Here is a 23,414-nt window from a genome sequence, read left to right as displayed (position 1 = left end):
TCGTTAATCCAATTCAACCAAGCGCAAATGTGGTTACCTTTATTTTGAAACAGCCTAATTATGAAGACGATCCTAATAGTGCACAACCCTACCGCCGGGAATGGCCGGCATGATAAGGAGGAACTAATTCAGATTGTAAAAGATTCGGGATATAATGCCGAATATATTTCTACCAATTACCTCTTCTGGAAAAAACATTTTAAACCTGAAGGAGCCGATGCGCTCCTATTGGCAGGAGGAGACGGAACGGTTAGAAAGCTGGCCAAGAACCTCATCAATAAAAAGGACCTTCCCAAACCCCCTCCAATTCACCTAATTCCGCTGGGTACTGCCAACAATATTTCAAAAGTCCTTAATGTGGTCCAGCAAAAGGAATCACATAAAATTGAACTAAACGGCAAGTCATCCCGTTTTAGCTACGGAAAAATAAAAAGCGCGGGGAAAAAGGATTTTTTCCTGGAAAGCTTTGGCTTTGGGATTTTTCCGAAGCTGATTTCAGAAATGAAAAAACGAAGCACTCCCGATGATCCCGAAGAAAAATTAAGGGCAACCCTTAAGGTGTTACTGGAAATCGTGAGGAATTATAAACCAAAAAAAGCGAAAATTGAAACCGGCGGCATTACAATAAAAGGTGCTTTCTTCTTGGTAGAACTGATGAACATTAAGCTGATTGGCCCTAACTTTAGCCTTGCGCCAAATGCCATTCCTGCCGATGAACATTTTGAACTGGTTTTAATCCCGGAAGAAAAAAGAAAAGAACTGGAAGTGTACATCAGTAATTTGATTAAGAACCAGGCCAGCGAGGAAGACCTGGAAAAGCTGGTGACCATAATTCCCGTGAAAAAAGCGAAGATGAAGTGGAGCGGTTCCCGTGCACATATAGATGATAACCTGATTACCGATTACTTCGGAAAAAAATTCAAAATAAAATTAGCCGACGATTACCTGGAATTTTTTACCGATATTCAGGATTAAGATTCCTGCGGATGGATGAAATTTTCAATGACCTCTTGGGAAAGCTTTGGATTAGCTCCTTCTCTCCCCGCAACTAAAGCTCCCACTGCGCAGGCAAAATCCAGGGCTTTTTGTGTTTTCTCCCCCTGAAGTATTTTGGCGACAAGAGTGGCTAGAAAGGAATCTCCCGCCCCTACCGTGTCCTTTACCTTAATTTTAAATCCGCTGTTATAGTATAAATCCCCCTCATGCAAAAAAACCGCACCATGATTTCCTTTAGTTACACAAATAGAGGAAGCCATGGTTTTTCCGGCAATAAAATCCAGGTTCTGCTCCAGGGAATTGTACATAGAACCAAGCATAGCGGCAATCTCAAACAATTCATCATCATTAAATTTGATGAATCCGGCCTGCTGAATGAGTTTAAGCAGAACTTCTTCATCGTAATGCGGCGGCCGCAAATTGATATCAAGAACTTTAAAATTTGCTTCAGGAAGAAGTTGAAAAAGTGTTTTTCTGCTAACCTCATCTCGACATACCAGGCTTCCAAAAATAAAAGCATCTGCTTCCTTTACCGATTGCTTCATTTCTTCGGAAATATTTATTTTATCCCAGGCAGATGGATAGTTGATCTCATAAGATGCCGAACCGGAAGGAGACAAACTTACCTGCACAATTCCGGTAGAAAGATTTTCATCTTCTGAAACATGTTTGGTGTCAACATTATTGTTTTTGAGATAGGTAAGCAATTTCTGCCCTCTTTCATCTTTTCCAATTTTGCTAAGCATTTTGGTATGAATTCCGAAGCTGCTTAAGCGGGAAGCCACATTTAGAGGTGCCCCGCCAATTCGTTCTTCATCCGGAAAAACATCCCACAGGATTTCACCATAACAAACTGCTTTTTTTGTATTCATTTATCCTCTTAATTTTAAACCTGATAATGTTTCTGTTTTCTGTATATCCCGATAATATTGCTTTACCCTTATTGGCCACGGAATTTTATTTTCTCTTTCCCCAGGGATAATTCTTCGCTTAGTTCCTCCAGTGTTTTTCCTTTGGTCTCTGGCATCATAAAGATCACAAATAAAAGCTGTAGTACCATCATAAACGCGAAAAAGGCAAAAACATATCCGGGACCAACAGAAGAAAACAGCACAGGAATAACCGATGGCACCATAGCCGCCAAAACCCAGTGCGTTGAAGAACCAAAAGCCTGGCCTGAAGCCCGTAAATGGTTCGGGAAAATTTCAGAAATAAAGACCCAGATAACCGCGCCCTGCCCAATGGCGTGTGCCGCGATAAAGAGAAAAAGAAAAATTGGAACCCATAAACCGCCCCAATTAAGAAAAAAAGCTGCTGCAACCAGGGAAAGCGAAACAATATAACCTAAAGAACCAATAAACATAAGCTGTTTTCTACCTAAACGATCAATAAGAAAGACCCCAAGAAGGGTAAAAACCAGGTTTACCACTCCTACTCCAATACTGCTCAAAAGTGCCGTACTTTCTCCCAGGCCTGCGGCTTCAAATATTCTTGGCGCGTAATACAAAAACGCATTTATACCAGATAACTGGTTAAAGAAGGCCACCAAAAAAGCGAGGATCAACGGGAGGCGGTATTTCTTAATGAATATACTTTCGCTGGTATCTTCGGTATCTGTCTGCCTTTTAATTTCGAGCAATTTTTCCTGAATATTAGCATCAGGATAAATGATTTTCAGGCCTTTCTCCGCTTCTACAGTTTTAGATTTAGAAAGTAGCCAGCGTGGACTTTTGGGGATAAACACTACAAATATGATATAAATTAAAGCAGGTACGGCTTCTATTCCCACCATCCACCTCCAGGGCTGGTCTCCGGTGTTTCTAAGCAAATAATTAGAAAGAAATGCCACAAGGATCCCCAGCACAATATTAAACTGGTACAGAGACACCAGCCTGCCCCGTTGTTTGGGCGGAGCAATTTCAGAAACATAAGCGGGAGCGGCAATGGTAGAAGCTCCAACTCCCAGGCCTCCTATAAACCTAAAAATGGCAAATGTTACAGGATCGTTTACCAGGGCAGAACCCAGTGCCGAAACAAAATACAGCACTCCAATAATAAGCAAGGTGTTTTTTCTTCCGAAGAAATTAGTGGGAAATCCGCCAAAAATAGCGCCCACAACTGTTCCCCATAACGCCATAGCCATAACAACCGATCCATGAAAAGCATCTGAAGTGTGCCACAATTCCTGGAGTTGCTTGTCTGCTCCCGAAATCACCACGGTATCAAAGCCAAATAAGAATCCTGCTAAAGCGGCACTTATTGACCAGGTAAAAATCTTCTTCATATTTGTTTAATATTACCACTAATCTATGTCTATTATTAAGGATGATCAAATTTTACTTTATGATGAAATGAAAAATCACCTGAAACATAGAACCTAATCCTCAGGAAAAACTGTTGTGGCATAACCGGCTTTTCGCTACTTTAATAGGAAAACTAAATTTATATGAAAATGGATTTTTCCGGTAAAATGTTTCTTCCCTGTTTAAAGATTACATCTTTCTTAGCCCTGGCTTTTTTCTGTTTTACATCCTGTAACACCAAAAAAGAGCTTAAAGTAGAGCCAGATCAAAAGCTTGGGCATGTTGTTCTGCAGGTAAGCGACCTTCAGGAGTCCCAGAAGTTTTACGAAGACGTTCTGCATATGACTACTCATGAAGAAGCGGTTTACGATAATGCGAAACGTATTTTCTTAAGTTCCGGCGACAGTCACCATGAGCTTGTTTTAAAAGAAGGATTAAAAGATAGGATCCCGACCAAAAAAAGATACCTGCAGCAAATGGCCATAAAAGTTAAAGGACATGATGAGCTCGTTTCTTATTATGAAGAGCTTAAAAGGCGCAATATGCCTCTGGAACTAAAAGATAACCGGGTAAGCTGGTCCATTTATATTTACGATCCAGACAGTGTTTATGTGGAAATTTACTGGGACGTGCGGGATGAGCCGTTTGGGGAAGATAAATTAAAAGGGATCCAAAACAACCTTACTCCTGAACAGCTTAAAAATCCTCCTTCCAATTAGAATTTCGCTTAACAAGGATCCTCTACTATATGGTAAGTACTATGAAGGCCGCCCAAGTTGGATGGAAATCATAAAATATGATGTACATCTGGCAATTATCAGCAGCAGCTAAAAATGTTTTAATTAAATTGCATATAAAACTGTCGTAAATGCAATTGAACCAATATATAGACCATACCAGTTTAAAAGCTGTGGCTACCCCAGGCGATATTATCCAGCTTTGTAAGGAAGCAAAAAAACACCAGTTTTATGCCGTATGTGTGAATGGAAGCTACGTAAGGCTTGCTGGAGAAGCATTAAAAGGTTCTGGAGTTAAAGTAGCAGCGGTAATAGGATTTCCTCTGGGGGCCATGGATACCCGCTCAAAAATTTTTGAAGCAAGGGAATGTACTGCAAGTGGTGCAGATGAAATTGATATGGTAATCAATATTGGAGAGCTTAAAGATGGCAACCTGAAATTTGTGGAAGATGAGATTTCAGAAATCAAAAAAGCTATAGGGACAAAAGTTCTGAAAGTAATAATAGAAACCTGTTATCTTACTGAAGATGAAAAAATTGCTGCCTGCAAATGCGCCCTTAACGCAAAGGCTGATTTTGTGAAAACTTCAACAGGATTTGGCAGCGGCGGGGCTACGTTTGAAGATGTAAAACTGATGAAGTCTATAGTTGGAGACAAGCTTCAGGTAAAAGCATCAGGAGGCATAAAAGACGCTGAAACAGCTGCAAATTATATCAAACTTGGAGCAAGCCGGCTTGGCACTTCTTCAGGAATCTTCATAATCTCAAAATCTTAAAATGAGCATTCATATTGAAGCCGACAAAGGCGATATTGCGGAAACAGTGTTATTACCAGGTGATCCCCTGAGGGCAAAATGGATTGCCAATCATTTTCTGGAGCATCCCAAACAATACAACAACATTCGCGGCATGCTTGGCTTTACAGGCCTGTATAACGGGAAAAAAGTTTCAGTGCAGGGAACGGGAATGGGCATTCCTTCCACTCTTATTTACTGCCATGAGCTTATTAATCATTATGGGGTAAAAAACCTTATTCGTGTAGGTTCGGCAGGCTCTTACCTGGAAAAGGTAAAGATCAATGATATTGTGATGGCCATGGCTGCATCGTCTACTTCAGGAATTAATACAGCAAGATTTCCGGGAGCTAATTTTGCTCCTACAGCAGATTTTCAACTTTTTACAAAGGCTGCCAATTATGCCCTGCAGGAAAATATTCAGGTTCATGCAGGTAATGTTTTATCTTCAGATATTTTTTATGAAGATGACGCGGAAGATTATAAAAAATGGGCAAGATTCGGGATCCTTTGTGTTGAAATGGAAACTGCAGGATTATACACTATCGCCGCACAACATGGGGCTTCTGCTTTATCCCTGCTCACTATATCAGACTCCCTGGTAACCGGGGAGAGCCTTTCTTCAGAAGACCGGGAAAAATCATTTTCAGATATGATGAAAATCGCCTTAAGCGTTGTTTAAATCACACCTGTTCACATGGTTTCTTCAAATATATTTTCACGCACTGCATTTTGCTTCAGTAAATCGTAATGGCCTTTAAGGGATTGCCACAAAGTTTGTTGCCGGTAAGGCAGGTTATTTTCCTTCGCAAAACCCTTTATGGATTTAGTGATTTCAGGATAATAAACATGGTGCACATTTGGAAAAAGATGATGAGCAATATGATAATTAAAACTGCCCATAAAAAACCTGATAAAGAAATTATCATTGGAGACATCATTTGTACATTTTAGCTGATGCTCAAACCAGTTGTACGGCATTTTCCCTTTTTCATCTGCTTCTGGAAAATCACTGTGGATATTAGCATGAGGAGAGAGAAGAACCAGCAACGAGAGCAGGCTGGCTGTTAAAATCATAAGACAAAATCCAAGAAGAATTCTGCTCCATGCTACATCCAAAACAATTTTTGGAAGCAGCAGCAGGTAAAAAAAGAAAAAAGCTTTAAAAAGGAAGAGTTTGATAAATTCTTTTCCTGGGATTTTTACCACTTTCCTTACAATGGCGTTTTTGCTGAAAAAATCCTTGAAATCACGTATAATTAACCAATTGAACAAGTACAGCGGATACATAAATGGCAAATAAATGTGCTGATAGGCGTGCATCTTTTTTGCTTCAGCATGTGGAAAAACCCTAACCATGGGGCTCTGTTCGAAATCGCTGTCCCAGTGCATAATATTTGGATAAGCATGATGAAGTTGTAAATGCCTTATTTTCCAGATGTAACTATTGGCACCAAGCAGATCAAAAAAGTAAACATAGATTTTATTCATCCATTTAGCTGAAGTAAAAATAACTTCATGCACCGCATCATGGATAAGGTTTAAAAAATTGAGCACCAACAAGATTCCCAGTAGAAAATAGGAGAAATAGAATACGCCTTCTTCTCTTCCGTCCAGAAGCAATAAAGCATATATTAAAAAGTACATGAAGGGAAAGAGAAATGCCTTTATCTTGATTTCAAATTTTTTGCTTCTCTCCAGGTTCCTTACTTTCTGAAAAACATCTTTTCTTAAAGCTGAAAATTTTATATCTGTATTTTTTTGGTACTGAGGCGGATGGACATTCATACTTTCCATATACATATTTTTACGTTCTAAAAACAGGTACGGGTATTTCTATCGAAATTAAAAGATGCCTGTAAACCCTACAAAGAATTAGCATTAGATTAAGAAAATGAGGATCTGTTTGATGGCAATTGAAACCTGTTTTACTTAACTTTATCTTTTACAGATAAATTAATTAATCAAAAACTAAAAAATGGAGAATTATACAGCCGATGAAAATCGTTATGAAAATATGGAATACCGCCGTTGTGGAAAAAGCGGAATAATGCTTCCCCTTATTTCCATTGGCCTGTGGCATAACTTTGGAGATAAAGATAATTTTGACAATGCCCGGCAGATCCTGCGTACCGCTTTTGACAATGGAATAACACATTTTGACCTGGCCAATAATTACGGGCCTCCTTATGGTTCAGCAGAAAAAAACTTTGGAAAAATTTTTAAAGAAGATTTTAAAGCTTACAGGGATGAACTAATTATCTCTACAAAGGCCGGCTGGGATATGTGGCCAGGGCCTTACGGTAACTTTGGTTCAAGAAAATATCTTATTGCCAGCCTGGACCAGTCCCTGCAACGAATGGGACTGGATTACGTAGACATTTTTTATCACCACCGCCCAGACCCGGATACTCCTCTTGAAGAAACCATGGGCGCGCTGGACCAGATTGTAAGGGATGGAAAAGCGCTTTATGTGGGAATCTCTCAGTATTCGGCTAAGGAAACATCTAAAGCTGCTGAAATTCTCCGGGAGCAAAAAACACCATTTTTAATACACCAACCGCGCTATAATATGATGGACCGCTGGGTGGAAGACGGGCTACTAAATACTTTAGAACACGAAGGCATTGGCAGTATTGTTTTTTCCCCACTGGAACAGGGTATCCTCACCAATAAATATCTGAACGGCATTCCTGAAGATTCCCGTGCAGCAACAGAAGGCAGCTATTTAAACGAATCCCAGATTACACCCGAGGTAGTTGAACAGGTGCAAAAGCTGAACAAGATAGCGCAATCCCGTGGCCAAAGCCTGGCTCAAATGGCAGTAGCCTGGTTGTTAAAAGATAATCGTGTTACTTCGGTTTTGGTTGGAGTAAGTAAAGTTTCTCAACTGCAAGATAATATTGGAGCATTAGATAACCTGGAATTTAGCAGCAATGAGCTGGAAGAAATTGACAGTATTCTGAAGAAATAATAATCAGCTACAGTTAGCAGTAAACAAAAAAGCTGCGGAAAAATTTTCCGCAGCTTTTAATTTTCAGCTTAATAGGTTATCCAATATAGACCTCCAAAAGTTCACAGTCTTTTGACTGAATATGAACTTTTTCAATGTTTGCAGGAATTAGAATAGTTTGACCCTGCTGGATGGTTTCAACATTTCCCTTTGTTGCAATTTCAGCCCTGCCGCTAACGCACATGTAAATCACAAATGAATCTGTTTTAGTGTAATCTTTGTTCACCTTACCATTTACAGGCAAATAATTAGTGGTAAAATACTGGCATTGCGCTATATTGGTAGATTCATTTAACCTTTTCTCATAATTAAGTTTAAAATCATCTTTTCTTTCAAAATCTATGGCGTCTATAGCCAGGGCGGTATGCAGTTCCCGCGAATTACCATCAGCGTCCACCCTGTCCCAATCATAAATACGATATGTTATATCTGAAGTTTGCTGAATTTCAGCAAGTAAAACCCCGGCGCCTATTGCATGTACTTTCCCGGTATTTATGAAAAAACTATCCCCTTTTTTAACTTCTTCAAAATTAAGGAGTTTGGTAATCTCATTTGCTTCCAGAGCATTAAGGTATTCCTCCCGGTTAATGCTCTCCTTAAAGCCAACATTAATTTTAGCATTTTCATCAGCCTGCATAATGTACCACATTTCTGTTTTTCCGAAGGAGTTGTGGCGTTTTTTGGCTAATCTGTCGTTTGGGTGTAGCTGTACCGAAAGTTCGGTGCTGGCATCTATAAACTTAATAAGTAGTGGAAAATCATCTCCAAATTGCTCATAGATCTTTTCTCCTACAAACTTGCCCTTATGCTCTTCGATAAGTTTCTTTAAAGAAGTTCCTCGCAAATCTCCATTTTCAACTACAGATACATTTTCGGCCACACCAGATATTTCCCAGCTTTCCCCTAAATTCTCCACAATGGAATGTTTGTTGAGAATATCTTTAAGCTTGTTTCCTCCCCAGATTTTCTCTTTCAGGATTGGGGTAAATTTTAACGGATAATCGGGCATTTTCATGTTTTATTCTTTTTTGGACCTTCAAATATAGTTCTTAATATCAAAAATCATTGTCTTTCCAGCAGATAAAGATCGCGGTAAAGCCTGACTTTATGAGTGGAAGAAACTGGATTCATATCAAAACTTTCCACTTTCTTGAGATTATAACCTTCAAATTCTTCCCGCAGACTTTCTTCCATACCTTCTTTGGCAAGAAGATAAAAAGAGGCTTCAGCTGGTAGCGCGTCTTCTTCATGTAAAACAGGAATAGGTTCTCCATATTCCCATATAATCTCTGGCGTAAAACCTCTGAATTCGTAAAGAGGTAAACCTGTTTCTTCCAGCATTGGCTTTACATTGGTAATGCTGTTATAATTTTCGTTTACATTAATATATTGAGCCATGGGAAGGCCAAACCATATAAGGCTAACAATAAATCCTATACTGAAATAAAAGACCTTTTCAATATTTCTTCTGCGCAAAAAAAACAGGATACCAAGCCCAAGGCTGAAGAGGGATAGTGCTGTAAGACCAAACCAAAACGGAAATTTGGCAATTTCATTTCCAAAGTAAAAATAACCCGCAAAGGGAAAAATTATTCCAATTAAGGCAATGAGGCCAAAATTAAAATATACGATCCATGCTTCTTTTTTTGCCATTTCCAACCTGAAATTTCGAAACAGGTATTCTATATAAAAAGCTGTATTAAATGCAAGCGGAATAAAAACGGGAAGTAAATACCTTATTTTTTTTTCAGGAATAATTGATAGAAGTAGCACTGAAGTCAGCGTCCAAAAAAGAGTGAATTTATAGACTTTTTTATCCAAGACTTTATTCTTTAGATAAGGATATAGCAGGCTTACAAAAGCAGGAATAAGCCAGATACCGGTATGAACGAAAAAGCTCCAGTAATAATAGAATGGCCTTACATTGTAATCGAGCCACCTGCCGGTTTCCTTTTCAGTAATTTTTGCCACTGCCCTCGTATCGAAAAGGTACACATATAAATTCCACCAGCCGGAAATTATGATCGTGAGAAACAATAAAAGCAATATTGCTTTCCATTTTCCCCGGATGGCCCTAAAGCGGTAAACCGCACCAAAGGCAATAAGAAAAGGCAAAAGCAGAGCATAATGGGAAACCGGGCCTTTGCTCAAAAAAGAAAAACCTATAAATACTGCAGCGATAACAGTGTTTTTATAAATTCTTTTTTCTGAAGTAAGCAGAAGATATAAAAAATAAATTCCAGGCAATATAAAGGCGTGTGCAAAAATATCCCATTGGCCGTTACGCCCGGAAAAGATAATATAAAACGAGGTCATTAAAATTAAAGAAGCTATCCAGGCAAACTTCTTTTGCCCCGTTAATTTTATAATGAGGAAATAATTGGAGATCACCAGCAATAATGTGGAAAGTGCCGCAGGAAGCCTGAGTGCGAAAAAATTTTCCATCCCAAAGATAAACATGGAAACAGCGGTGAGCCAGGTTGGTAATGGGGGTTTTTCGTAGCGGGGTTCAGCATTCATAGTAGTGAAAATCCAGTTCCCATCATTAAGCATCTCGCGGGCAGTTATAAAATTTCTGGCTTCCATTATATTTATATAAATGGCATCCAGGTTTATAAAGAATATAGCTATACATACGGCGATGATGGGAAAAATATAATTGCGCTGAAGTTTCATCTTAGAAATATAAATTGCGAACTTACATAATTACGGTAAATTAAAAACAACCCACTTCTGAATTTTAATAGCAGCATTCCAGATTTGCCGGGAAAAAACCCTTGGAGTCAGCTGGCAGCATTGGTCTTCATCGAAGAAATTATGCCTTTCAAAGATTTGTGAGCAGAATATTTTACGCAAGACTTTAAGATGTTTTATATTTACCACGCCCATCTACATTTACATATACCTGCTTAGCTAAGACTATAAAAATGTCAGCTTTGCTACAGGAAACAGAACATTATATTCAAACCACAGAAGAAGAATACAGCCAGATAGCTTCTGTAAAGATGTTGGTAGATAATATCTACGCAAAGGGAAGTTTTTTTCAGCTTTCTCTCAAAACTTTAGAATTGATGAGGCGCTTTAATGGTTTATTTGACCGTGTGATAAAAGAGGAGGATCAAACTCCCCGGCTTGTCAATCAGCTGGTCATAACTTCCCAACATCTGGACCAACAACTGGTCCGGGAATTTTAAAGCGGCTTCTAAGCCGCTTTTTTTAGATGTTATTTTAGGACATCCTTTTTACAGGAATAAAGAAAGCCTGAATTTACCGACATTTTTCATTAAAAAACATTGTTTTATTTCTAAAGAGGTTTATATTTGCAACCGCAAAAATGGTCGCGTAGCTCAGTTGGATAGAGCATCTGCCTTCTAAGCAGGCGAATTTGACATACAGAATTGCACCACCGGTCGCGTAGCTCAGTTGGATAGAGCATTTGCCTTCTAAGCAAACGGTCGCAGGTTCGAATCCTGCCGCGATCACTGTAAATAGGGACTTCCGAAAGGTTTGTCCCTTTTTTTATGGTTTAAAAATATGGTAGCATTCGGCGCTAACAGTTTCTTTAAATATGCGTTGTTCTCTTAGTCATTTCATAAATACGCACAGTTTACGCACACTTTTAGGAATTTTAACATATACCTATAAAATTTAACACAATTTGATTGATTTTTGATTAACCCAAGTAATTTTTTCGATAGAGAAATTTATCTTTCCATCAAAACCTTTAGAAATTAAACTCGAAAAATTCTGGGTCAAGAGTCTATAGAATGAAGAATGTTCTTCTATCTCTCATATTTATATTAATTAAAGAAAATTAATTCTCATTTTTTCAAATCAGTTTCCGGTTTCTAACAATTTGATTCCTATCCCGGAGGACAAGAGTTCAAAACTCGTACACTAAAAATAAGGCTTTCGAGAAATCGGGAGCCTTTTGTTTTTTAACCTAGTACGGAATAAATACTGAATAGCTATATTTTCTTTTCCAAATTGTACAATAATACCATTTAATATTATTTGAGATTAAATATTAAATCTAGCTAGAATGTTGTTCTCATAGTTATAATTCTCAATTGTAAGTCAGTACCTCCTACTCTTATTGTAATATATATCCAAGCACTTATATTTTTAAGTATTTGCTTAAATAAGTATACTTATATATATTTGTTCAATAATTAAATACTATGAAACTGGAAATCACCTGTACCAGAGCACAAGCTGATCATAAGCAGCTTCTTAATTGCAAAGCGACCTTAGATAAGATGGACGATAATTTTAAAGAAATTACCAAACTCCTTTCTATTGCCGGAAATGAGGTTCGTTTAAAAATTCTGTTCCTGTTAAATATGGAGAATGAATTATGTCCCTGTGACATAGCTGATATTTTAGAAATGAGTGTTCCTGCTATCTCCCAGCATATTCGTAAGATTAAAGATGCGGGGTTTATAAAGTCTCGAAGGGAGGGACAAACACTATACTATTCATTAGTTGGAGAGAAAACCACATTACTGAACAATATTTTTACTTCCTTAAGGACTTCAAAAAAATAGCTTAAATGAAATCTTCCAGTAAATCAACCAATTCTGCATTCGCAAGTATATTAACAGCAATTACCGCATCTTTATGTTGCATAACGCCACTTATTGCTATTCTGGCAGGAAGCGGCGGAATTGCTACCATGTTTTCCTGGTTAGAACCTTTCCGACCTTATTTGATTGGGCTTACCATAGGAATTCTTGTATTCGCCTGGTACCTTAAATTGAAGCCTAGAACACAAAAGGAAATAGAATGCGCATGTGACGAAGATGAAAAAACCTCTTTCTGGCGATCAAAGAGTTTTCTGTTTGTTATTACTGTTTTTACGGCCTTGATGCTCACCTTTCCCTACTATTCAAGGTTATTCTATAATACTTCTGAAAAAGAAATTCTTGTAGTAGCTGAAAATAATATTGAGAAAAAAATTATTGAAATAGAAGGAATGACTTGTGCAGGATGTGAAGCCCATGTAGAAAATGAAGTAAATAAGCTTCCGGGGATTATCTCTGTAAAAGCAAGTTATGAAAATTCAAATGCTATAGTGGAATTTGATAAATCGAAAGTAACGGCAACTGAAATCTTTATGGCTATTAATAAGACTGGATATAAAGCTATTACTGCGGAGAAAAAGATTAGATGAAATGAAAAAATATGATGTATTTGTAATTGGTTCCGGGATGTCCGGAATGACTGCGGCGAACAAATGTGCCTCCAAAGGACTTAAAGTTGGGATTACTGATGAATTGCCATACGGGGGTACTTGTGCCCTGCGGGGGTGTGATCCTAAAAAGGTGATTATAGGAGCTACTGAGGTTCGCGATTTTGCCCAAAGGCTTAAAGGAAATGGAATAGATACCATACCCAAAGTCAATTGGGAAGATATCATGGCATTTAAACAGTCCTTTGTAGATGCCATGCCCCCCAAAATTGAAAAAGCATATAAAAATAAAGATATTGACACCTATCACACTGCCGCTAAATTTTTATCTGATAATACCTTGCAGGTAGGCGATGAAGTTATTGAAGCAGATAAAATAGTTATTGCTACAGGGGCAAAACCAAGAATACTGGATTTTGAAGGTGGGGAATATGCGCTATCAAGTACTGATTTTCTTAACCTGAAAGAACTACCTCAGTCCCTACTATTTATAGGAGGAGGTTATATTGCTTTCGAATTTGCTCACATTGCTGCTCGTGCAGGAGCAGAAGTCACTATAGTTCATCGCAGTAAAAAGCCATTGGAAAACTTTGAACAGGATATTGTAGAGCATCTTGTTAATGCTACTGAGGAATTAGGAATTAAATTGATTCTGGAAACTGAAGTCTCCGGTATAGAAAAAACCGAAGAAGGTTACAATGTGAAAGGAAATAAAAATGGCAAAGACGTATCTTTCACGGTCGAAGCAGTTTTTAATTCAGCTGGCAGGCCCCCGGCCATTTTTGATCTTGATCTGGAAAAAGCAAACATTTCGTATTCAAAAAAGGGGATTGCGGTAAATGAATATTTACAAAGTACTTCTAATCCCAGAATTTATGCAGCCGGGGATGCAGCAGATACACGGGGACTACCTTTGACTCCTGTAGCGGTTCTGGAAGGACATACACTGGCTTCCAACATTATTAAAGGGAATAAAAAAGAAGTTAGTTATCCGCCAATGCCCACAGTTGTTTTTACCCATCCCACAATGGCTTCAGTGGGATTGACAGAAAAACAGGCAAACGAGAAAGGAATTCAATATAAAGTAAACTATAAATCTGCCGATGATTGGTTTAATGCAAAACGTCTGAACGTTAAGGAATACGCATTTAAAACAATAGAGGATCAAGAAGAACAGATTCTATTAGGTGCTCATTTAATTGGACCCAATTCAGAGGAAGTCATTAATATTTTCGCCATGGCCATTAAAACAAAAATGAAATTACAGGAGTTAAGAACCATGATTTTCGCCTATCCTACTATGGCGTCGGATATACCCCATATGCTGTAGAAAAAATTAAATTTATTATGGAATTGAAATTAAAATCGGAGCTCACCTGCCCGAATTGTGGATATAAAAAGGAAGAGCTAATGCCCACAACTGCCTGTCAGTTTTTTTATGAATGTGAAAACTGTAAACAGGTTCTTAAGCCTAAAGAAGGGGACTGTTGTGTCTTTTGCTCTTACGGTTCGGTTGCCTGTCCGCCAATACAGGGGGGTTCTGCCTGTTGTTGAAGAATAAAACGAGTATTGGAAAAACCAAATAAACTAAATTTTAAAAAAGTTGATTCTAATAATTGAAAGCAACAATAGCACTCTTTCGCTCATGTTCAGAAGGAATGCTGAAACCTGGGAAAATTAAGAAGCTATCTCAAAACCGTAAAGTATCCGTCATTCTGAATTTATTTCAGAATCTTTTCAATTTTAAATTAAATAATTATTAGACCCTGAATCGTCCCGATAGCTATCGGGACAGGGTGACGAAAAAGAGGTTTTGAGACGGCTTCTTTTTATATTAATAAATTCTATTCAATTATATTTTGATTACCTGCATTGTTATGGGTTACTAGTTCATACACACAAGGTATAACCACCAGATTCAGAATGGTTGCAGAAAGTAAACCACCCAAAATAACAACCGCCATAGGGCTTTGGATCTCACTACCCGGTTCACCTCCTTTTAAGGCTAGCGGAATAAGCGCCAAACCAGTTGTAAAAGCGGTCATCAGGATTGGATTCAGTCTATCTAACGCCCCGGTTTTTATAAGTTCATAACCTTTCCAACCTTCTTTTCTTAGATCTTCATATCTCGAAACGAGTAAGATTCCATTTCGGGTTGCTATTCCAAAGAGACTTATAAATCCAATAGTAGAAGCTATACTTACAATTCCGGAAGTAAAGTAAACGATCAGGATTCCGCCAATAAGTGCCAATGGCAAATTGATAAGTACAACAAATGCCAGCTTTACATTATTGAATTCAAAATAAAGCAATAAAAAGATCACAAAAATGGCTATCACGGCCGTGATTAAAAGCATTTGCGAAGCTCTTGACTCACTTTCGAACTGCCCGCCATACTGTACCCTATAACCTTCCGGAATAGTCACCGAAGAATTTACAGTTTCCCGGATCTCTTCTACCGCACTTCTCAAGTCACGGCCCTGCACATTAGCGGCAACGACAATTTTACGCTGCACATCTTCCCTGCTTATGGTATTAGGGCTGCTAACCGAAGAAACTTGTGCCAGCTGCTCTAGTGGCACCTGTGATCCATTCGGCAGACCAATCAAAGCGGTTTTGATTTTCTCAATGCTATTTCTGAAACCTTCTTCATAACGTACCACCAGATCAAAATACTTCTGTCCTTCATAGATCTCCCCTACTTCGTGTCCTGCAAAAGCCACATCCACCTGCACCATCAGCTGGCCAACTGTCATTCCGTAAGCGGAAAGGATCTGACGTTTTGGAGTGATCTTGATTTGCGGTACTTCGATCTGCTGATCTACAGCTACATCGGCAAGTCCATCGATAGGTTTTATATTCTCCTCCACGCTTTTACCTATTTCATACAACTGTTGCAGATCAGGGCCAAAAATTTTGATCGCGATATTGGCCCTGGTTCCTGAGAGCATATGATCTATACGGTGGGCAATAGGCTGTCCAAGGGTGATATTAACACCAGGAACGATGCTGAGTTTATTTCTAACATCTTCAAAAAATTCCTCCTTGGACTTATCTTCCAGGGTAAACGGGACATCGATCTCGGCGGCATTCACCCCCTGGGCATGCTCGTCCAATTCGGCTCTTCCTGTTCTTCTGGTAACCACAGCAACTTCCGGCATCTCAAGCAACAATTGCTCTACCTGTTTCCCGGTCTTATTGCTTTCTTCCAGCGACATTCCCGGAGGACCAACCACACTAATTACCATAGAACCCTCATTAAATTCCGGAAGAAAACTTCTTCCTAATTGAGTAAAGAGGGCAATACTCAGTAAAAAAGCGATCACTGTGACCGTTATCACTGTTTTGGGAATCCTTAATGCTCTATTTAGAATATCAGCATAAGACTTCTGTAACCATCTTTCAACTTTAGTCCCTTCAGCCTGTTTCTTCAGCATCTTTTCCTTTTTCAGAAGATAGGTGCACAATACAGGAGTGACGGTTACCGCCACCACCAAAGAAGTCAGGACTGAAGTTATAAATGCTATTCCGAGAGGCTTCAGCAATCGCCCTTCCATTCCGCCAAGAAAAAATAGCGGTACAAAAGAAACAATAATGATAAGTGTCGCAATGATGATCGAACTTCTAATTTCAACCGAAGCTTCCCTTACCACTGTAATAACCCCCTGCCTTTCAGCTTTTGGTTTTCGAATGTTCTCCCGAAGGCGTTTGTAAACGTTCTCAACATCAATGATGGCATCATCTACCAAAGCTCCAATTGCAATAGCCATACCTCCTAAACTCATTGTATTGATGGTATACCCAAGCATTTTCAAAACAATTATTGACACCAGTAATGAAATTGGAATTGCCAGCAGCGAAATGAGGGTTGTACGCCAGTTCATTAAGAAAATAAAGAGTACAATCACTACAAAAAATGCTCCTTCCAGCAGCGTCATATTAAGATTACTTATGGAAGCATCAATAAAATCGGCTTGTCGGAAGATCTGGCTTTTGATCTCTACGCTTTCAGGAAGACTGGTCTCCAGTTCGGCGATGGCTTCATCAAGCCTTTCTGTAAGCTCCAGTGTATTCACATCGGGTTGCTTGGATATAGTGAGGATAACCGCCGGTTCTGCATTCAGGGAACCATCACCAATTTTATCGGCAGATCCAATTTGCACTTCAGCTATATCTTTGATCTTGATGCTCTGGCCATTTACCTGCTTGACCACAGCTTCTTCCAAATCTTCTAAAGCATAGGCTCTTCCATTTCCTTTAATGATATACTGATTTCCATATTCATTCAGGAAACCACCCGGGGCGTTAGTATTCGCTTCCCGGACTTTCTCAGTAAGCTCTTCAAGGCTTACGTCGTAATATTTCATTTTTCCGGGATTAGCAAAAACCTGGTATTGCTTATAATCACCTCCAATCACCACTACGTTGGCAATCCCTCCGATAGCTTTAATACGCGGACGGATCTGCCAGTCTGATAATGTTCTTAACTCCATAGGGCTAAGACTGTCTGAAGTGACTCCCAGCAACATTACTTCTCCCATAATGGAAGAAATAGGTGCCATTGTGGGAGCACCGATCCCACTGGGCAGGTTTTCACGAACCATTGGAATACGCTCACTTACGATCTGTCTGGCTTTATAAATATCGGTGCCCCAGTCGAATTCAACCCAAACGATAGAAATTCCTGCCGCAGAAGAAGAACGAATCCTTCTCACATTTGGCGAGCCATTCATCGCGGTCTCAAGCTGGTAGGTCACTAGTTTCTCTACTTCTTCCGACTCCATACCGTGGGCTTCCGTAAGTATGGTCACAGTAGGTGCAGTAAGATCAGGGAATACATCTACGTTCATATTACGTGCGAGGTAAAACCCGGTAATACTCAGTACAACCGCTGCCAGAAGAACCAAAAGCCTGTTCTGAAGCGAAATTGATAATATTTTATTTAACATCTAGTTTCTTTTTCAGGATTAATGATCATGGCCGTGTGCAGGAGTTGTACCGGACATAGAAGCCATTTTGACCTGGTAGAAACCTGTGGTTACCACAACTTCTCCAGCTTCAAGTCCGCTAAGAACCTGCGCGTGCTTACCATTTCGCTTCCCGATCTTTACAGGTCTTCTTTCGTAACTCTCGCCACCAGTTTGTACGATAACAGAATAATTTCCATAATCTTCCAGTAAAGCCGCTTCAGGAACTACAATTCCATTTTCAGCTTCACCCAGAGCAATCTGGACTTCAGTAAAACTACCTTCAGGCATTTCAACCACATCATTTACCTTGATAAATACCGGGATCATCGGTTTTCGGTCTTCCACTTCCTTGCCTACCGAAATTATCGAGCTATCTGAACCTTCCACTTCCTTCCATTCTCCATTTTCACTCTTGTACCACACGTTGGCAATTGATTCTTTACTTGGATTGTGAGAGGCACTTAACTGTGTTTTCAATATTCGTGATTTATCGGTCCCGACGGTGACAAGTTGTGCTCCCTGTTCCACATAATTTCCGTTAGAGGTACTGATGGATTTAATAAACCCGGCAAAGGGAGCTCTAATTTGCTTCCCGCCTGCGCCGTAATTAGAAGCAAGCGCCCGGTAATTCGCTTCGGCTACGCGAAAATCGCTTTCCACCTTTTCGAATTCCGCCTTGGGAACAATCTTATCCTCGTAGAGTTCTTTCTTCCGTTCATATTCCGCTTTGACCTGATCATATCTGGCTTTAGCCTGGGCAATCTCTGCCTGTACATTATTGGAAGAAAGTCCTTCACTGCTCAGGTTCATCAATAATTGCCCTCTTTTCACCTCGGTGCCTTCTGTAAGGTTTTCTGAAACAAAATTCACCATTCCATTAGCTCCTGCCGCCAGGGTCTTATAAGTTCCCGGGGCAGCCTGCCAAATTCCGGAAGTATGAACAACATCATACACTTCTCCCTGTGTGACAGGTTCCGTCTGAAAATCGATTTTCCAGGCCTGCTCCTTTAAAAAGCTGATGCCGCCTTCTTCTGCTTCCGCTACATTCTTTGAAGCTTCTTCTGCAGAAGCATAAACCTGTACATCTTCGATCACGATTCTATCTGAATACTCAGGAGTTTTCAGATCAAAGACCAGATCATAGGTTCCAGGCGTTTTCGGCTGTAAAGCGGGTGAAAAAATTCCTGGGGATGAAGGGGCATCCACCTTATGGCGAATCCCGGTTTCTCCCTTAATAAGGCTCACCGTTACTGAACCTTTACGAACAGGTTGATGTTTGTCCAACACCGTAAAATGAGCTGCAAATTTGCTGGTTCTGCCTTCCACCAAAGCCGGAAATTCCACGAAAAGTTCTGTCTGGTTTGTCCAAATGGTTTTACTAATCGCAGGAACTTCGGAGCCTACATGGTTTCCTTCTGCATCATGCGCGTGTTCTGCTTCCTCGTTATTTCCGCAGGAAAAAAGAAAAAGTGCGATGCATGTTATATAAATATATTTCATGTTAAATTTCTATTTTTTAATGATCTTCATGCTCGGTTCCGTCATCATGCGTATGATGATCAGATTCTTCATGCATTTCCAATGAATCCTCACCTACTTTAAATTCTTCCTGCTCCATATGATCTCCTTCCATATGACTTCCATCTTCATTATGGGGATGTCCATGCGCATCTTCCTCATGAGTTTCGGTGCCTTCCTCATGCTCATGACCGTGATCCTCTTTGGCAGTATCTCTACATGCTGAAAATCCAAATACTAATATTGCTGCGAAAAATAAATTCCTGAAATTCATATTTTTAAATTTTAATTATAATTGATGTTTTAATAGGGTTGCTTTTAGCTGAAGGAGTTCTTTCTCCATTTCCAGCTTCTTATTGTAAGCCTGCCTGTAGAATTCAACTTCCCGGTAATAATCCAGAAAGGAAAGTTCACCAAGCTCGTAGGCTTTGAATAAAAGTTCTTCGGAATTCAGATCCTTGAAAGTCTCTTCGTATTCCTCAAATTTTCTTTTTAATAATTGATATTGCTGATAGTTCTCCTGAAACCGGGTATAAAGTTCAGCGGTTTCGGCACCCGTATTGGCCTGGGTAAACTCGAGATTTGCTTTAGCTGCCTTCACTTTATTATTGCTATTCCATAGGGGAATTGAAAGGCCGCCTAAGAACCCGGAATAATTATTGGAATTCACTCCCTGATAATTATAGCCTATGCTTAGGTTGGGAAGGATCTTATTCTTTTCCAGTTTTACCTGCTGCTCAGCCAAAGCTTCACGGGCAGTTAATTGCTGAACCTCTGCGTCTGCGGAAAGTTTTTCTTCCCATAGCCTCTGCATAGTTGCTAATTCAGAATCTTCCATCAACTGGATCTGATCTGTATTAACAGCATTTCCGCCATTTAATTTCTGAAGATTTAAAAGCGTATTCCTGATCTGGATATTAATCTGGTCTATTTCAAACTGTTCCTGCAACCAGGCTATTTTAGATTTATTGAGTTCCAAAATACCGATCTGTTCGGCTTCAAATAAACGCCGGATCTGATCATAAACCTCTTTGGCCTGCTCAACTCTTTCCTGCTCCAGCTTCTTTCGCTTCTGCAGAATTTGTAGCTCCAAAAGCTGTTTTTTAGCATTTAAAAGTACTTCCTGCCGCACGGCATTATACTCAAACTCAAGTAGTTCTTTCTGCCTTTCTATCCTTTTGCTTCGGGCACTGTAAACGCTGGGGAATTCAAACCTCTGTGAGATTTGGTATTCTGAATAATTACCAGTCTCATGTTCTCCAAATGGAAGATAAAAGGCTGAAACCTCAGGATCCTGAAGGTTGTTATCTGTCTTGTTGCTAAGGGTCTGACTGGCCATGTATGACTGGTAAGCCTTAAGCTGTCTGTTATTCCGGCTTATTTCATCCAGAACACCTTTTACTCCGGGACTTTGAGCAAAAGAGCCAATAGAGATAAGGATTCCGCAAATAGCGGAAACTATATATCTGTACATAAATTTTGATTTTAGTTTAATCTATAAAACAAGGGTCTGCCTGCTGTTAAAAAACAACGGCACGACTTAGTGATTAAACTAATTGGGGCGGTCCCCGAAGCGAGAGTAAGGATAAATAGGGATTGAAATAATGGTTGGGAGATTGATAAATTTTTAACTTCAGTGATTCCTGATCGATTAACACCCAATCTACATTATAAAATTCCTGATCGGTTTTCTTTTTAATTTCTGTCTTTTGAAATCTGAAATTTTCCGAATGTTCTTTTAGAACGAGAATTTCACTGGAAGTAGAGGTATGAGAATGAATCGCTAATAAATAGGATAGAAAATCTCCTGAATTATTCTCTTCGTTCTTATCCTGGTGATGATGATCTTCACCTGAATGATGATGCGCAATCTCCTCTTTCTTCTCCTTATGTTCGTGATGTGCATGAGGTATGACCTGATGAAAGGACATCAGCATAAAAATGCTGAGAAGAAATAAGGCTTTTATTTGATTTTTGATTTGCACAGAGTACAAAAATAGCAATTTATAGCAGAGAATTGATAAATAATAAAATAAACCATAAGAACCTTAGCCCTTATGGTTTATACTTCAATTAAATAAACATCTAACTATTTAGAGTTCTATACTCAAATAGCCTTTCTTTTGAAGTTGAAAATCATGCAAGATGCCATTGTCTACGACTTCAAGTTCCTCAGGAATATCTTCTTTACTGACTTTGAATTTTTTCAGAGAAAACCCACACACCACAATTTTAACGTGGGCTTTTTGAGCTTTTTCAATAAATTTTTTCATCATTTCCTTATCAGTGAGATCTTCAACAGTCTTTCCGCAGATGATCGCCTGAAAATCGCCAAAGCTCTTCCCATCTTCTTCCGCCAGGGCTTCAGCCGTCAAAATTATTGGCTGGAGTTGGGGGATCTTTTTAGTGAGCACCACATAATTATGTGAGTGGTGATCCTGTTTGGAGGTTTGCGCGTTTAATACATTTGTGAACGTTAGTGTAAGGATAAATAATCCTAAAATTAGCTTTTTCATAATTTTTCTTTTTTAAAAGTTTGAATATCGTTTAATATAAAAAACAGGAGTCCCCCTAAGATTGCTATATTTTTAAAAAGAGGTCCTAAAGTGTGAATTTGTCCAACCTGGACGGTTAATGTAATTGGTATAATAACAGCAGCAAGAGCTATCGCTGCCCAGCGTGTCTTAAAGCCAATCAGGAGAAAAAAGCCTGCAATCATCATTACTATTCCAGATATGATCACCAGGTACTCCGGATTCCCAAAAAAGTAGGCTATACCTTTAAACCTTGCCTGATCAATTCGGTTTAATGTCTTTTCAAGATTTAAAATATGATTAAAACTTGCTACTAAAAATATTCCGCTAAGTAATATGCGAAATAGCTGTACCGATCTATAGGATACAGAAATTTTTGCTTTCATTAATTTCAATAGTTTAGGTGTATAAATTAGTTTAGCATAACGTATATCTAAACCAGTTCTAGTCAAATCACCATTGAATATTTAGGAGGTGGGTATAATTTTTTAGAGTGGTCATTACTTTTTTGAAGTTTTCGATATTTGAATTGCTTATCTACAGAGTATGAAACTTCAGGAATATCTTTTCCTACAGGCTGTTGATAATTATTAGAACAGATCCTGGCTAGTTTCAATACATGCACCCGGGAAGAAGCTTTAAATTGGTAGCCCAATTTCTTCATATCGTCACTTTTCTTCTCACAAATAGGGTTTAATAGCACAATTTCATTAGTCTTAAGTAACAAACTAAATAATTCAGAATCTATGGTGATAAGTTTTCCGGAAAAAATCACCAGCATAATTATCGCTATATATTGTTTTATTAGCATATGAATTTCAAATATATAAGAAATGATATCTACGCCATGTAACCTTTGTTACATAAAAAAGATGTCTTCAGTTTATGTAACAATCGTTACTGAATATCTCTTTATATAGTCTTATATTGAAACTTAATTAAAAAATAAAAGCTATGAAATATTATTTTGATAAGACCATTACCGGCGAATTTGAGGCAGTAATTAAAAAAGTAACCGATGAACTGGAAAAAAAAGGTTTTGGAGTTTTAACAGAAATAAATGTTACGGAAACCCTTAAGAAAAAACTAGACATCGATTTTAAAAACTATCGTATCCTGGGAGCCTGTAATGCCCCTTATGCTCACAAAGCTTTGCAGGCAGAAGATAAAATCGGTACTATGTTACCATGTAATGTAATAGTTCAGGAACTGGAAAAGGGAAAAATTGAAGTTGCCGCCGTAAATCCAATGGCATCGATGCAGGCTGTTGAAAACGAAGAATTAGAGCACATCGCCGATGAAATTGCCGACAAATTGAAAAAGGTACTAACCCAACTATAGAACTCCTTATTTACGCA

Annotated in this window: 24 protein-coding genes and 1 tRNA gene; 12 read left to right on the top strand and 13 right to left on the bottom strand. The window is 38.9% G+C overall.

Going from position 1 to position 23,414, the window contains the following annotated elements; translation table 11 throughout:
- Positions 1–60: 60 nt before the first annotated feature.
- Complete coding sequence (locus tag RM553_RS07370) at positions 61–975, top strand: diacylglycerol/lipid kinase family protein (protein ID WP_311534279.1); 915 nt, start codon at positions 61–63, stop codon at positions 973–975.
- Here RM553_RS07370 and RM553_RS07365 read toward each other — a convergent pair.
- Together RM553_RS07365 and RM553_RS07360 are read right to left on the bottom strand one after the other, a co-directional pair.
- Complete coding sequence (locus RM553_RS07365) at positions 972–1,868, bottom strand: carbohydrate kinase family protein (RefSeq protein ID WP_311534278.1); 897 nt, start codon at positions 1,866–1,868, stop codon at positions 972–974. The genes RM553_RS07370 and RM553_RS07365 overlap by 4 nt on opposite strands.
- Positions 1,869–1,936: 68 nt before the next feature.
- The gene (locus RM553_RS07360) at positions 1,937–3,280 is read right to left on the bottom strand and encodes a sugar porter family MFS transporter (RefSeq protein ID WP_311534277.1); all 1,344 of its coding nucleotides are present in this window, start codon (positions 3,278–3,280) and stop codon (positions 1,937–1,939) included.
- A 162-nt stretch (positions 3,281–3,442) separates the two neighbouring features.
- Between RM553_RS07360 and RM553_RS07355 the strand changes: the two genes are divergently transcribed.
- From RM553_RS07355 to deoD, 3 genes are all read left to right on the top strand, one after another.
- The gene (locus RM553_RS07355; protein ID WP_311534276.1) at positions 3,443–4,018 is read left to right on the top strand and encodes a VOC family protein; all 576 of its coding nucleotides are present in this window, start codon (positions 3,443–3,445) and stop codon (positions 4,016–4,018) included.
- Between the two features lie 149 nt (positions 4,019–4,167).
- Positions 4,168–4,812, top strand: a complete 645-nt coding sequence (gene deoC / locus RM553_RS07350; protein ID WP_311534275.1) for a deoxyribose-phosphate aldolase — start codon at positions 4,168–4,170, stop codon at positions 4,810–4,812.
- Between the two features lies 1 nt (position 4,813).
- On the top strand, positions 4,814–5,512 hold the full coding sequence (gene deoD / locus RM553_RS07345; RefSeq protein ID WP_311534274.1) for a purine-nucleoside phosphorylase: 699 nt from the start codon (positions 4,814–4,816) through the stop codon (positions 5,510–5,512).
- Positions 5,513–5,523: 11 nt separating this feature from the next.
- Here deoD and RM553_RS07340 read toward each other — a convergent pair whose 3' ends face one another.
- Positions 5,524–6,627 carry a fatty acid desaturase family protein gene (locus tag RM553_RS07340; protein ID WP_311534273.1) on the bottom strand — a complete coding sequence of 368 codons (1,104 nt, stop codon included), beginning with the start codon at positions 6,625–6,627 and terminating at the stop codon, positions 5,524–5,526.
- 181 nt (positions 6,628–6,808) lie between these two features.
- Here RM553_RS07340 and mgrA point away from each other — a divergent pair, with 181 nt between their 5' ends.
- Entirely contained in the window at positions 6,809–7,804 is a 996-nt protein-coding gene (gene mgrA / locus RM553_RS07335; RefSeq protein WP_311534272.1) for an L-glyceraldehyde 3-phosphate reductase, read from the top strand.
- A gap of 76 nt (positions 7,805–7,880) precedes the next feature.
- Here the strand turns inward: mgrA and RM553_RS07330 are convergent, their stop codons facing one another.
- Together RM553_RS07330 and RM553_RS07325 are read right to left on the bottom strand one after the other, a co-directional pair.
- A complete protein-coding gene (locus tag RM553_RS07330) occupies positions 7,881–8,852 on the bottom strand; it encodes a type I phosphomannose isomerase catalytic subunit (protein ID WP_311534312.1) in 972 nt (323 codons plus the stop codon).
- Positions 8,853–8,905: 53 nt separating this feature from the next.
- Positions 8,906–10,519 carry an ArnT family glycosyltransferase gene (locus tag RM553_RS07325; RefSeq protein ID WP_311534271.1) on the bottom strand — a complete coding sequence of 538 codons (1,614 nt, stop codon included), beginning with the start codon at positions 10,517–10,519 and terminating at the stop codon, positions 8,906–8,908.
- 251 nt (positions 10,520–10,770) lie between these two features.
- Here RM553_RS07325 and RM553_RS07320 point away from each other — a divergent pair, with 251 nt between their 5' ends.
- The 6 genes from RM553_RS07320 to RM553_RS07295 all read left to right on the top strand — a co-directional run bounded on the left by RM553_RS07320 (position 10,771) and on the right by RM553_RS07295 (position 14,588).
- A complete protein-coding gene (locus tag RM553_RS07320; RefSeq protein WP_311534270.1) occupies positions 10,771–11,037 on the top strand; it encodes a hypothetical protein in 267 nt (88 codons plus the stop codon).
- Between the two features lie 214 nt (positions 11,038–11,251).
- Positions 11,252–11,325: transfer RNA gene (locus tag RM553_RS07315), tRNA-Arg, on the top strand.
- Positions 11,326–12,024: 699 nt separating this feature from the next.
- Complete coding sequence (locus RM553_RS07310; protein ID WP_083645664.1) at positions 12,025–12,390, top strand: ArsR/SmtB family transcription factor; 366 nt, start codon at positions 12,025–12,027, stop codon at positions 12,388–12,390.
- 5 nt (positions 12,391–12,395) lie between these two features.
- Positions 12,396–13,016 (top strand): mercuric transport protein MerTP, encoded by a 621-nt coding sequence (gene merTP, locus RM553_RS07305; protein ID WP_241551299.1) that lies wholly within the window; start codon positions 12,396–12,398, stop codon positions 13,014–13,016.
- Position 13,017: 1 nt separating this feature from the next.
- Complete coding sequence (locus RM553_RS07300) at positions 13,018–14,364, top strand: dihydrolipoyl dehydrogenase family protein (RefSeq protein WP_083645666.1); 1,347 nt, start codon at positions 13,018–13,020, stop codon at positions 14,362–14,364.
- Between the two features lie 17 nt (positions 14,365–14,381).
- On the top strand, positions 14,382–14,588 hold the full coding sequence (locus RM553_RS07295) for a GDCCVxC domain-containing (seleno)protein (RefSeq protein ID WP_083645667.1): 207 nt from the start codon (positions 14,382–14,384) through the stop codon (positions 14,586–14,588).
- Positions 14,589–14,878: 290 nt separating this feature from the next.
- Here RM553_RS07295 and RM553_RS07290 read toward each other — a convergent pair whose 3' ends face one another.
- From RM553_RS07290 to RM553_RS07255, 8 genes are all read right to left on the bottom strand, one after another.
- Complete coding sequence (locus RM553_RS07290; RefSeq protein WP_083645668.1) at positions 14,879–17,983, bottom strand: efflux RND transporter permease subunit; 3,105 nt, start codon at positions 17,981–17,983, stop codon at positions 14,879–14,881.
- A gap of 18 nt (positions 17,984–18,001) precedes the next feature.
- Positions 18,002–19,504 carry an efflux RND transporter periplasmic adaptor subunit gene (locus tag RM553_RS07285; protein WP_083645669.1) on the bottom strand — a complete coding sequence of 501 codons (1,503 nt, stop codon included), beginning with the start codon at positions 19,502–19,504 and terminating at the stop codon, positions 18,002–18,004.
- A 16-nt stretch (positions 19,505–19,520) separates the two neighbouring features.
- Positions 19,521–19,796, bottom strand: a complete 276-nt coding sequence (locus RM553_RS07280) for a hypothetical protein (protein WP_083645670.1) — start codon at positions 19,794–19,796, stop codon at positions 19,521–19,523.
- Between the two features lie 15 nt (positions 19,797–19,811).
- Positions 19,812–20,996, bottom strand: coding sequence for a TolC family protein (locus tag RM553_RS07275; RefSeq protein WP_083645671.1), 1,185 nt, complete (start codon positions 20,994–20,996; stop codon positions 19,812–19,814).
- A 73-nt stretch (positions 20,997–21,069) separates the two neighbouring features.
- A complete protein-coding gene (locus tag RM553_RS07270; protein ID WP_083646226.1) occupies positions 21,070–21,507 on the bottom strand; it encodes a DUF6769 family protein in 438 nt (145 codons plus the stop codon).
- A 108-nt stretch (positions 21,508–21,615) separates the two neighbouring features.
- Positions 21,616–22,038 (bottom strand): DsrE family protein, encoded by a 423-nt coding sequence (locus RM553_RS07265; RefSeq protein WP_083645672.1) that lies wholly within the window; start codon positions 22,036–22,038, stop codon positions 21,616–21,618.
- Positions 22,035–22,442, bottom strand: coding sequence for a DoxX family protein (locus RM553_RS07260; protein WP_083645673.1), 408 nt, complete (start codon positions 22,440–22,442; stop codon positions 22,035–22,037). Before RM553_RS07260 ends, RM553_RS07265 begins: the two co-directional genes overlap by 4 nt.
- A 62-nt stretch (positions 22,443–22,504) precedes the next feature.
- Positions 22,505–22,867 (bottom strand): hypothetical protein, encoded by a 363-nt coding sequence (locus tag RM553_RS07255; RefSeq protein WP_311534269.1) that lies wholly within the window; start codon positions 22,865–22,867, stop codon positions 22,505–22,507.
- A 143-nt stretch (positions 22,868–23,010) separates the two neighbouring features.
- Between RM553_RS07255 and RM553_RS07250 the strand changes: the two genes are divergently transcribed.
- Positions 23,011–23,397 (top strand): DUF302 domain-containing protein, encoded by a 387-nt coding sequence (locus RM553_RS07250; protein ID WP_083645675.1) that lies wholly within the window; start codon positions 23,011–23,013, stop codon positions 23,395–23,397.
- Positions 23,398–23,414: the final 17 nt, after the last annotated feature.

Source organism: Autumnicola tepida, assembly GCF_031846485.1.
In the GTDB taxonomy this organism is placed as follows: domain Bacteria; phylum Bacteroidota; class Bacteroidia; order Flavobacteriales; family Flavobacteriaceae; genus Autumnicola; species Autumnicola tepida.
This window is presented reverse-complemented; position numbering and strand designations above follow the sequence as displayed.

Coding starts and splice junctions, on each gene's coding strand:
- RM553_RS07295 (WP_083645667.1), top strand. CDS start 14,382: ATGGAATTGAAATTAAAATCGGAGCTCACCTGCCCGAATTGTGGATAT.
- deoC (WP_311534275.1), top strand. CDS start 4,168: ATGCAATTGAACCAATATATAGACCATACCAGTTTAAAAGCTGTGGCT.
- deoD (WP_311534274.1), top strand. CDS start 4,814: ATGAGCATTCATATTGAAGCCGACAAAGGCGATATTGCGGAAACAGTG.
- RM553_RS07250 (WP_083645675.1), top strand. CDS start 23,011: ATGAAATATTATTTTGATAAGACCATTACCGGCGAATTTGAGGCAGTA.
- RM553_RS07330 (WP_311534312.1), bottom strand. CDS start 8,852: ATGCCCGATTATCCGTTAAAATTTACCCCAATCCTGAAAGAGAAAATC.
- RM553_RS07360 (WP_311534277.1), bottom strand. CDS start 3,280: ATGAAGAAGATTTTTACCTGGTCAATAAGTGCCGCTTTAGCAGGATTC.
- RM553_RS07260 (WP_083645673.1), bottom strand. CDS start 22,442: ATGAAAGCAAAAATTTCTGTATCCTATAGATCGGTACAGCTATTTCGC.
- RM553_RS07365 (WP_311534278.1), bottom strand. CDS start 1,868: ATGAATACAAAAAAAGCAGTTTGTTATGGTGAAATCCTGTGGGATGTT.
- RM553_RS07310 (WP_083645664.1), top strand. CDS start 12,025: ATGAAACTGGAAATCACCTGTACCAGAGCACAAGCTGATCATAAGCAG.
- mgrA (WP_311534272.1), top strand. CDS start 6,809: ATGGAGAATTATACAGCCGATGAAAATCGTTATGAAAATATGGAATAC.
- RM553_RS07355 (WP_311534276.1), top strand. CDS start 3,443: ATGAAAATGGATTTTTCCGGTAAAATGTTTCTTCCCTGTTTAAAGATT.
- RM553_RS07265 (WP_083645672.1), bottom strand. CDS start 22,038: ATGAAAAAGCTAATTTTAGGATTATTTATCCTTACACTAACGTTCACA.
- RM553_RS07325 (WP_311534271.1), bottom strand. CDS start 10,519: ATGAAACTTCAGCGCAATTATATTTTTCCCATCATCGCCGTATGTATA.
- RM553_RS07300 (WP_083645666.1), top strand. CDS start 13,018: ATGAAAAAATATGATGTATTTGTAATTGGTTCCGGGATGTCCGGAATG.
- RM553_RS07290 (WP_083645668.1), bottom strand. CDS start 17,983: ATGTTAAATAAAATATTATCAATTTCGCTTCAGAACAGGCTTTTGGTT.
- RM553_RS07275 (WP_083645671.1), bottom strand. CDS start 20,996: ATGTACAGATATATAGTTTCCGCTATTTGCGGAATCCTTATCTCTATT.
- RM553_RS07255 (WP_311534269.1), bottom strand. CDS start 22,867: ATGCTAATAAAACAATATATAGCGATAATTATGCTGGTGATTTTTTCC.
- RM553_RS07340 (WP_311534273.1), bottom strand. CDS start 6,627: ATGGAAAGTATGAATGTCCATCCGCCTCAGTACCAAAAAAATACAGAT.
- RM553_RS07285 (WP_083645669.1), bottom strand. CDS start 19,504: ATGAAATATATTTATATAACATGCATCGCACTTTTTCTTTTTTCCTGC.
- RM553_RS07370 (WP_311534279.1), top strand. CDS start 61: ATGAAGACGATCCTAATAGTGCACAACCCTACCGCCGGGAATGGCCGG.
- merTP (WP_241551299.1), top strand. CDS start 12,396: ATGAAATCTTCCAGTAAATCAACCAATTCTGCATTCGCAAGTATATTA.
- RM553_RS07280 (WP_083645670.1), bottom strand. CDS start 19,796: ATGAATTTCAGGAATTTATTTTTCGCAGCAATATTAGTATTTGGATTT.
- RM553_RS07320 (WP_311534270.1), top strand. CDS start 10,771: ATGTCAGCTTTGCTACAGGAAACAGAACATTATATTCAAACCACAGAA.